General features: G+C 63.8%; 8 protein-coding genes. All 8 read right to left on the minus strand.

From position 1 onward, the window contains the following. Positions 1-402, minus strand: a 402-nt coding sequence (locus EN935_RS12450; RefSeq protein ID WP_164771099.1) for a nucleotidyltransferase family protein, incomplete at its 3' end; no start/stop codon positions are given. Continuing rightward, entirely contained in the window at positions 399-1,910 is a 1,512-nt protein-coding gene (gene tsaE, locus EN935_RS12455) for a tRNA (adenosine(37)-N6)-threonylcarbamoyltransferase complex ATPase subunit type 1 TsaE (protein ID WP_127265057.1), read from the minus strand. The genes tsaE and EN935_RS12450, both read right to left, overlap by 4 nt. Positions 1,911-1,918: 8 nt before the next feature. Next, a complete protein-coding gene (locus EN935_RS12460; protein WP_127265056.1) occupies positions 1,919-4,474 on the minus strand; it encodes a PAS domain-containing sensor histidine kinase in 2,556 nt (851 codons plus the stop codon). A gap of 199 nt (positions 4,475-4,673) precedes the next feature. Further along, positions 4,674-6,074 (minus strand): adenosylhomocysteinase, encoded by a 1,401-nt coding sequence (gene ahcY, locus EN935_RS12465; RefSeq protein WP_127265055.1) that lies wholly within the window; start codon positions 6,072-6,074, stop codon positions 4,674-4,676. A gap of 180 nt (positions 6,075-6,254) precedes the next feature. Next, complete coding sequence (locus EN935_RS12470) at positions 6,255-6,566, minus strand: HPr family phosphocarrier protein (RefSeq protein ID WP_056589312.1); 312 nt, start codon at positions 6,564-6,566, stop codon at positions 6,255-6,257. Beyond that, a complete protein-coding gene (locus EN935_RS12475) occupies positions 6,563-6,964 on the minus strand; it encodes a PTS sugar transporter subunit IIA (RefSeq protein WP_056589309.1) in 402 nt (133 codons plus the stop codon). Before EN935_RS12475 ends, EN935_RS12470 begins: the two co-directional genes overlap by 4 nt. Positions 6,965-7,128: 164 nt before the next feature. Further along, entirely contained in the window at positions 7,129-7,590 is a 462-nt protein-coding gene (locus EN935_RS12485) for a serine kinase (protein WP_109666967.1), read from the minus strand. 146 nt (positions 7,591-7,736) lie between these two features. Then, positions 7,737-9,111, minus strand: a 1,375-nt coding sequence (locus tag EN935_RS12490; RefSeq protein ID WP_127373347.1) for a stimulus-sensing domain-containing protein, incomplete at its 5' end; no start/stop codon positions are given.

Raw genomic sequence — 9,111 nt, forward strand, 5'->3', positions numbered from 1 at the left:
CATTTTCGCCGCGTCCCATGCAAGGGCGAGACGCTGGAGATTGAGGGGACCATCGTCGATCCAGAACGTGTCGGCGTTGAGGATGTAGAAGGGCTGCTCGCCCAATTCCGGCAACGCCTTGACGATGCCGCCCGCGGAATCGAGCAGTTGCTCGCTCTCATCGGAGATGACGATCCGTGGCGCGCGGCGCGCGGCGACATGGGCGACGATCTGTTCGGGAAAGTAATGGACGTTGACGACTGCCTTGGAGACACCGGCGGCGGCCAGGCTGTCGAGGCTCCAGTCGAGCAACGTCTTGCCGGCGATCCTGACCAGCGGCTTGGGAATGGTGTCGGTGATCGGCCGCATGCGTTTGCCTAGCCCGGCGGCGAGTACGATGGCGGTGTCCGGTCTTGCTGTCACAGCGCCCGCTCCTCCAGCAAGCCGTTGGCATTGTAGAAATCCCGCAGGCTTGCCAGCGCCGGATGAGACAAGGCCCGGCGCAGATAATCGCGAATGCGCGGCAGATGTTTCAGATAATAGGGCTTGCCGTCACGCTTTTCGAGGCGGACGAAGATGCCGAGGATCTTGGAATTCCGCTGCGCCGCCATGATGGCGTAGGATTCCAGAAAGCTTGCTTCGTCGAAAGCACCAGCTGCATGGCGCGCCGCGACATAGGCATCCAGCGTCTCTCTCTCGATCTCGGGCGACATCGTCACGCGAGCGTCCATGGCGAGCGAGGCGACGTCATAGGCGGACGGGCCGATCAGCGCATCCTGGAAATCGACGATGCCCAGCCGATCGTGGCCGGAGCGATCGCCGCGCCAGATGATGTTGGGCGAATGGAAATCACGCAGCATGAGTGTGACTTCGCGGCCTTGCAGCCGGTCGAGAAGCGCGTTCCATTCCTTGTGGTAGCCGGCGCGCAAGCTGTCGCTTGCCGGGCTGCCCGATATCGCCGGCACGTACCAGTCGACCAGCAGGTCGGCTTCGATCATCATGGCGTCGCGGTCGAAAGGCGGGACGTCGTGGAAGCCGACCAACCCTGTTTCCAGGCGCCGCGGCCAGGTCCTGCCATGCATCATGGCCAGCAGCTCGGCCGCCGCCGCGTAGCGCTCGGCCAGCGGCTGGCCATCGCTGCCGAGAAACCCTTCCGAACCAAGATGTTCGAGCAGCAGGAACCCCTGCTCCTGGTCCTCGGCATGGATTTCCGGAACGCTGACCCCGCCGGCTTTCAAGGCGCGGTCGATGGCGACGAAGGCGGAGACCGACTGGGCGGTGTGCGCGATCTCGGCATAGGGCTTGCCGTCGCGAACCGGCGGGCCGAGCACCAGCCGTGGCGAGTTCATCAACACTTGAGGCTTCTGGTCCGGCAGCGAAACGATCTCATAGGAGCGGGCCGAAGCATCGCCGATGAAGTGGCGGCGCTGCGCGTCCCCCCAGCCTGTGCTCCCGAGAAAGTCGCGCATGGCCAGCGACCGCGCCGCACGATCGAAGGCAGCGCCCTGCCCCAACAATCTCGCCAACCGGCCGTCGCCATGCTCGACGAGTTCGATCAGGACCGTGGTTTTCGGCAGATAGGCCTCCGCCCGTTCCGGCCATTCGACCAAAGCAGCGCCTTGCGTCAGGGCTTCGTCGAACCCAAGCTCATCGAGCTCGGCCGCCGAGGACAGGCGGTAGAGATCGAAATGATGGACCGGGACGCGGGTGTCGTAGCTCTGCACCAGTGTGAAGGTCGGGCTCGGCACATCGAGGCCGGCATCGTCGGCCAAGGCCCTGATCAAGGCCCGTGCCAGCGTCGACTTGCCGGCGCCGAGATCGCCCTTGAGGGCAAGCACATCACCCGGGCGCAGCGACAGCGCCAGATCTTCGCCCAGCCGTGCTGTCTGTGTCTCGTCGGCGAGTGAACGCTCCAGCACCAATCCCGTCATCGAGCGCGCTACTCGGCCGCGGCGCGGATGCCCGGCATGTCGGGAAAGGTGCAGATGACGGTCGTGCCCTTGTCCTTGCCGGTTTCGATGCGAACGCTGCCGCCATGCAGCTCGACAAAGCTCTTGACGATCGACAGACCAAGACCGGCGCCGCGCCGGCGGCCACCATTGGCGCGCGGCTCGAAACGGCGGAACACCGAATCGAGCAGGTCCGGCGGCATGCCCGGACCGTCGTCATGAACCGAGAATTCGACCCCGTCCGCCAGATGGCGGCAAGTGAGCCGGATGGTGCTGGCTTCCGGCGCATAGTTAGCGGCGTTGCTGAGCAGGTTGTAGAGGATCTGGCGGACGCGGATCTCATCGCCGTGAAACGTCTTCGGTGCGGCAGCGGCGTCGACCTCGAGCCTGATCGAATGCTCTTCCAGCCGGTCGGCCACCAGTTCGGCCGCGGCCGCGATGGTGCGATCGACGTGCACCTCGGAAATGTCGAGCTGCATGATACCGGCGTCCACCGTCGCCAGGTCGAGGATGTCGTTGACGATGGTGAGCAGGACCGAAGAGGACGAGCTGACATGCTCGACATATTCACGCTGCTTCTGCGTCAGCGGACCGGTCGTGGGCTGCGACAGCAATTCGGTGAAGCCGATGATGTTGGTCAGCGGCGAGCGCAATTCGTAGGAGACGTGCTGGACGAATTCGTTCTTGAGCTGATCGGATTTTTGCAGCGCCTCGTTCTTGTCCTTCAGCGCCCGTTCGACATTGACGCTGTCGGTGACGTCGACAAAGGTCATCATCACTTGCCCATTGGGTAGCGGGATGATGGCGTAGCTCAGCACATTTCCGTTGTTGAGCTCGGTCTGGCCGTGGCGGTCGCGGCGCTCGTCGTCGAAGCCGGTGATGGCGGCAACGAAGCCTGGCCAGGGACTATCCACCGCCTGCCGGTCGCAAAGGTCGCGGATCGTGGACACATGGACGTTGGGCTTGGCCGCCTCGCCGCTCAACCCCCAGAGCGTGGCGAAGGCGGGATTCGACAGCCGGAGCCTGCCGTCGGGGCCGAACACCGCCACGCCTTCGGCAAGATTGTCGAGCGTCTCGCCCTGGACCCGCACCGCTGTCTGGTAGCGGCTCTCGAGGTCCATCTTCTCGGTCAGGTTCTCGAACACCCAGGTCACGCCGCCCTTGGGCTGCGGGTTGGCGACGACGCGGATGGTCTTGCCGTCCGGCAAATGCCACCAATGTTCCTGCGACTCGACTGCGCGATAGGCGCCGAGCAGGCCTTCCTTCCAGCGGCGCCATTCAGGTTGCTCGGCGATCTTGCCATCGCTGCGCAGCCGGTCGAGCAGCAAGGCATTGTCGGGAGCGCTGTGCAGGAAGCCTGCGTCGAGACCCCATAGTTTCTGGAAGGCCTGGTTGAAGAACCGCAGCTTCTCGTCGGTGTCGAAAATGGCGACCGCCGTGTTGAGCTGGTCGAGCGTGTCGGCGTGGCTCCTGACGGTCCGTTCGTATTCGCCGCGAACCGCCTCGATGGCGCTGGTGTCGCAGGCAAGGCCGGCCGAGCCATCGCTGCCGGCGAAATCGGTGACCGCAAACACACGGCGGTCACCTCCGATCACGGTGGAAAGCGACTGCTCGAAAACCGGATGCGTCTTGTGCTGGGCGGCGATCGCATCGCGTGCCTGGCCGCCGAGGAATTCTTTCGCCTCCCGAACCGCGGCTTCGGCATTTTCAGCTTCGACCCCATCGGCATAGGCCCGGTTGACCCACTTCAGCCGCCCATCCTCACTGCGAAGCCATGCCGGCATGTTCAGCGCGTCGAGCAAGCCGATCATCGTGTCGTGGTCGGCGGCCAGCCGCTGGTTCTCGATCTTCAGCCTTGCCTGGCTGCGCTGCGTCTCCGAGAGCGAGACGAAACGCACGAGCACATGCGCCGCGCTCTTGCGGCCATGCACTTCGAGCGGCGCGCCGGCCTGCGATTCGATGACGAGGTCGAAGGGTTTCGCCTTCTCGCGCAATCCCGCAACGGCATGTTCAAGTGCTGCCGCCGAACGCGGCATCAGCCAGCGGCCGAAAGCGAGGAAAGCGGCCCGGTCCTCCGGAGCGCCGCTTTCGACGGGCAACGTGCCGATGAGTTCGGGCTTCTTGTTTTCCGCGGCCCAGACGACCACGCGCTGGTCGCGCAGATTGAGCAGCGCCTCCGAGCGGCGGAGCGCCGCGTTGATGTCGGCGAGGCGGCTCCTGAGTTCGATATTCTCGGTCGAGGTGCGGGCCCTTTCGCGGATGAGAACGATGGCCGACAGAAGTGCGGCACCCGTGACGCCGACAAACACGGCAAGCTGCATGACCTCGACGGTGCTCACCGAAAATCCGGCGACCGCGGCAGCAGCGGTTTCGGCATGCGCGGCAGCACCAGCCAAGGGACCGGCCAGCGCGGAGGTGGCAAGGAAGATTGACGCGCGGGCGCGCCACGGCAGGCTTCCGCTTTGCAAAGCGGAGCTGGTGATCCCCGAATCGTCATGGCCGCCGGAAACGGCCCGTCCCGCTCTGTGCGGGTGTTGCCCCGGCATGTCTTGGTCCTCTCCGCCGCCTGAATGCAAGACCGCCCTGATGCGCACCTCTCTTGAGCCCTCTCGGGATGGAAGCGTCGCCGAATCACCTGACAATAACCCCTCGCCGAATCGCCGTGAAGGCGATTGCGCGCAAAAATAAAGCCGGGCGAAAAGTCAATCGCCCGGCCTCAATATCTGGTAGTAATTTTAGCTTTGGTTAATAGCGGTAGTGTTCCGGCTTGAACGGGCCCTGCGGCGTGACGCCGATATAGGCGGCCTGCTCACCCGACAATTCGGTCAGGCGGGCGCCGAGCTTGTCGAGATGCAGGCGTGCGACCTTTTCGTCGAGATGCTTGGGCAGCACATAGACCTGATTCTCGTACTGGCCGGGCTTGGTGTACAGCTCGATCTGGGCCAGCACCTGGTTGGTGAAGGATGCCGACATCACGAAGCTCGGGTGGCCGGTGGCGTTGCCGAGATTGAGCAGCCGGCCTTCCGACAAAAGGATCATCCGCTTGCCGTCCGGGAAGGTGATCATGTCGACCTGCGGCTTGACGTTGGTCCATTTCAGGTTGCGCAGCGACGCCACCTGGATCTCGTTGTCGAAGTGGCCGATGTTGCCGACGATCACCATGTCCTTCATCGAACGCATATGGTCAAGAGTGACGACATCCTTGTTGCCGGTGGTGGTGATGACGATGTCGGCGGTGGGTGCCGCATCTTCCAGCGTGACGACCTCAAAACCGTCCATGGCCGCCTGCAGGGCGCAGATCGGATCGACCTCGGTGACCTTGACGCGGGCGCCGGCGCCCTTGAGCGAGGCCGACGAGCCCTTGCCGACGTCGCCATAGCCGCAGACGACCGCGACCTTGCCGGCCATCATCGTGTCGGTGCCACGGCGGATACCGTCGACCAGCGATTCCTTGCAGCCATATTTGTTGTCGAACTTCGACTTGGTGACCGAGTCGTTGACGTTGATGGCGGGAAAGGGCAGCAGGCCCTTCTTCTGCAGCTGGTAGAGCCGGTTGACGCCGGTGGTCGTCTCTTCGGTGACGCCGCGGATCGCCGCCTTCTGCTTGGTAAAGAAGCCGGGCGAAGCCTTCAGGCGCTTCTTGACCTGGGCGTAGAAGTATTCCTCTTCCTCGCTCTGCGGGTTGGACAGCACGTCCTCGCCAGCCTCGGCGCGGGCGCCGATCAGGATGTACATGGTGGCGTCGCCACCATCATCGAGGATCATGTTGGAGAGGCCGCCGTCGGTCCACTGGAAGATCTTGTCGGTGTAGTCCCAATACTCCTCGAGCGACTCGCCCTTGACGGCGAACACCGGGATGCCGGCTTCGGCGATGGCCGCGGCCGCGTGATCCTGGGTCGAGAAGATGTTGCAGGAGGCCCAGCGGATATCGGCGCCGAGCGCCTTCAGCGTCTCGATCAGCACCGCCGTCTGGATCGTCATGTGCAGCGAGCCGGTGATGCGCGCGCCCTTGAGCGGCTTCTTGGCACCGAATTCCTCACGGCAGGCCATCAGGCCCGGCATTTCGGTTTCGGCGATATCGAGTTCCTTGCGGCCCCAGCCGGCAAGCGAGATGTCGGCGACCACATAGTCCTTGCTACCCGTCATGGCAGTGCTCCGATGCGAATGTTGTGCTGCGAATTGGTTGCGGATGCGCCCGCGCCGGTCGGCGCGTCAAAGGGCGCGAATAGGCGGCCTGACTAGCAGATCAAGGCGAAGACGACAATGGGATATAAAGAAATCTTTATCCCTGCATGTCTCTCGGACATGCATTCGCGGTGTACGGGTTCAGCTTTCCTCGCCGAAGCGGGATGCCACCAACTGTTCCAGCGCGTCGATGACCTGCCGGGCCTCCGGCCCGCTGGCGGTGACGCGGATCGAGTAGCCGGGGCTTGCCGCCAGCATCATCAGGCCCATGATCGAGGTGCCGCCGACCTTGACGCCGTCCTTCTCGACATGCACCGAGGCGTCGAAGCCGCTGGCCAGCTGGACGAACTTCGCCGAGGCGCGCGCGTGCAGGCCGCGCTGGTTGATGATGGGAAAGTCCCTGGTGATCGGATCCTTGGCGATGTGGTCTTTTTCCGGGGACAGCGCGTTCATTTGCTGCTCAGGAGCTGGCTGGCGACGTTGATGTATTTGCGCCCCGCGGCCTGGGCCTCGTCGAGGGCCGCCGCCATATTGTCGCCCTTGCGGATCGAGGAGAGCTTGATCAGCATCGGCAGGTTCATGCCGGCGATCACTTCGGTGCGGCCGGATTCCATCACCGAAATGGCAAGATTGGACGGCGTGCCGCCGAACATGTCGGTCAGCACGATGACGCCCGTCCCGGTGTCGACACGGGCAACCGCGTCGACGATGTCGCGGCGACGCTGCTCCATATCGTCGTCGGCGCCGATCGCCACGGTTTCGAAATTGTCTTGTGGCCCGACGACATGTTCCACGGCATGTCGAAACTCGGCGGCCAGTTGACCGTGCGTTACAAGCACGAGTCCGATCATTCTTTGGTGGCTCCCGTCATCGCCGCTTCACAGGCGCATTTTATGCTCGCCAGCCATTCCAGGCGGCGGGAGCGCTATCTTGTCGACGCGCGGCCCGTTGACAAGCCCAAAATTGCGCAGGCCCATGCCATTTTGACGCATTGCAGCAAAAAAGTCGGGGCGGATCATAGAAAAGGCGCGATCGACAGCCGCGCCATCACGGCGGGCAAGGCCGTGGCGGCGTTACGCTCGGCAAGGTCGATACGCGGCACTGGGCAGCCCGCGACCGGCTCGCTGATTTCCTCCTGGAAGCGGGCCATCTCTGCCTTTGGCACCAGCCTCACATGCAGGTCGATCACTCCGCCCGGCTCGAACGGCAGCGGGCGCGGCATGAATCCAGGCACCTCGGCGAGACCGGCGATGGTCGCCGGCACGCGACAGACCAGTCGGCCGGAGCGGGCCGAGGCAAGCAGCCTGTCGTCGCCGATCAGCCGCGAGAATAGCCCGCGCGCGCGGCAATGGTCCAGGAGTGTCAGCGCCAGCGTCGTCTTGCCGGCGCCGGACGGCCCGGTGATAAGGACGCCACGCTCGCCGATCAGGATCGCGGTTCCGTGAATGTTTTCAGGCTGCGCAACTGGATCATGCACGATCTTGCCCGATCATGTTTTTGGATGAAGCATGATCTCTGGACGAACGGAACCGTTCGTCCGAGAAAATCGGTTTCCACTTCTCGGGATCATGCATTTTGGATGAAGCATGATCTTGTCCGAGAACCGGTTCCCACGTTTCGGGATCATGCTTCGGCCGGCAGTGTTACCACGAAACGCGCACCCTTGATCTCGCCGGGCTTGGTGCCGGGGATGTTCTCGGCGGTCAGCGTGCCGCCATGGGCCTCGACGATCTGCCTGGATATCGACAGGCCAAGGCCCGAATTCTGGCCGAACGCCTCGCCGGCCGGACGGTCGGTGTAGAAGCGTTCGAAGATGCGGTCGATGTTGTCGGCGCGGATGCCGGGACCATTGTCGTCGATGGTGACGATGTTGAACTTGCCGGCGCGCGCCAGCGACAGGGTGATGTGGCCATGGTCCTCGGGAACGAAGGAACGGGCGTTCTCGATCAGGTTGGTGATGACCTGGCCGATGCGCAGATCATGCCCGACGACGACATAGCCTTTGACGCCCTGCGGCAGTTTGGCGACCTTGAACTCGATTTCGACCGCCTTCTTGTTGCGCGTTGCCTCACGCGAAACGGCGACCAGATCGGTGATGAATTTCTTCAAATCGACCGTCCCGGCATCCTCGCGCGCCAGTTCGGCGTCCAAGCGTGAGGCGTCGGAAATATCGGTAATGAGCCGATCCAGCCGCCTGACATCGTGCTGGATGATGTCCATCAGCCGGCCGCGCGAATCGTCGTTCTTGGCCAGCGGCAAGGTCTCCACCGCGCTGCGCAGCGATGTCAGCGGGTTCTTCAATTCATGCGACACGTCAGCCGCAAAGCTTTCGATCGCCTCGATGCGGGCGTAAAGCGCGTTGGTCATGTCACGTATGGCGATCGACAGATTGCCGATCTCGTCCTGACGGTCGGAAAAGTCGGGGATTTCCTCACGGCTCTTGACGCCGCGCCGCACGCGCACCGCCGCCGCCGACAGCCGGCGCAGCGGGTTGGCGATGGTGGAGGCGAGCAGCATCGACAGGATGGCAGTGACCAGCGCCGCGATGCCGAAGACGCGCAGGATCGCCTTGCGCTCGGCGGCGACGATCTTGTCGATGTCGCCGCCTTCGGTCGACAGCATCAGCACGCCGAGAACGGCGCGGAAACGCTGGATCGGCACCGCCACCGAAACGATCTGCTCGCCCTGTTCCGAGATGCGCACGATGGTCGACGGGCTGCCGGTGAGCGCCTTGACCACTTCGGGGAAAGTGGCGCCATTGCCGCCCGGCTGCTCGTGATAGACCGGCAGCTCGGTGTTGCGGAAGAAATCGAAGACGAATTTCTGGATGCGCTCGACCAGATCGGGCTCTTCCTCGTCGACCGGCGGCAGGTCGTAGCGCAGGATCTGGCCGCGCGAATAGAGATGGCGCGAATCGAGCAGCAGATTGGCGTCGCGGTCATAGATGCGGGCACGCGTGCGGGTCGGCGAGATCAGCCTTCGCAGCACCGGCGCGACG

Source organism: Mesorhizobium sp. M7D.F.Ca.US.004.03.1.1, assembly GCF_003998635.1.
GTDB classification, from domain to species: Bacteria; Pseudomonadota; Alphaproteobacteria; order Rhizobiales; family Rhizobiaceae; genus Mesorhizobium; species Mesorhizobium loti.

Coding starts and splice junctions, on each gene's coding strand:
- ahcY (WP_127265055.1), bottom strand. CDS start 6,074: ATGACGGGTAGCAAGGACTATGTGGTCGCCGACATCTCGCTTGCCGGC.
- tsaE (WP_127265057.1), bottom strand. CDS start 1,910: ATGACGGGATTGGTGCTGGAGCGTTCACTCGCCGACGAGACACAGACA.
- EN935_RS12460 (WP_127265056.1), bottom strand. CDS start 4,474: ATGCCGGGGCAACACCCGCACAGAGCGGGACGGGCCGTTTCCGGCGGC.
- EN935_RS12470 (WP_056589312.1), bottom strand. CDS start 6,566: ATGAACGCGCTGTCCCCGGAAAAAGACCACATCGCCAAGGATCCGATC.
- EN935_RS12475 (WP_056589309.1), bottom strand. CDS start 6,964: ATGATCGGACTCGTGCTTGTAACGCACGGTCAACTGGCCGCCGAGTTT.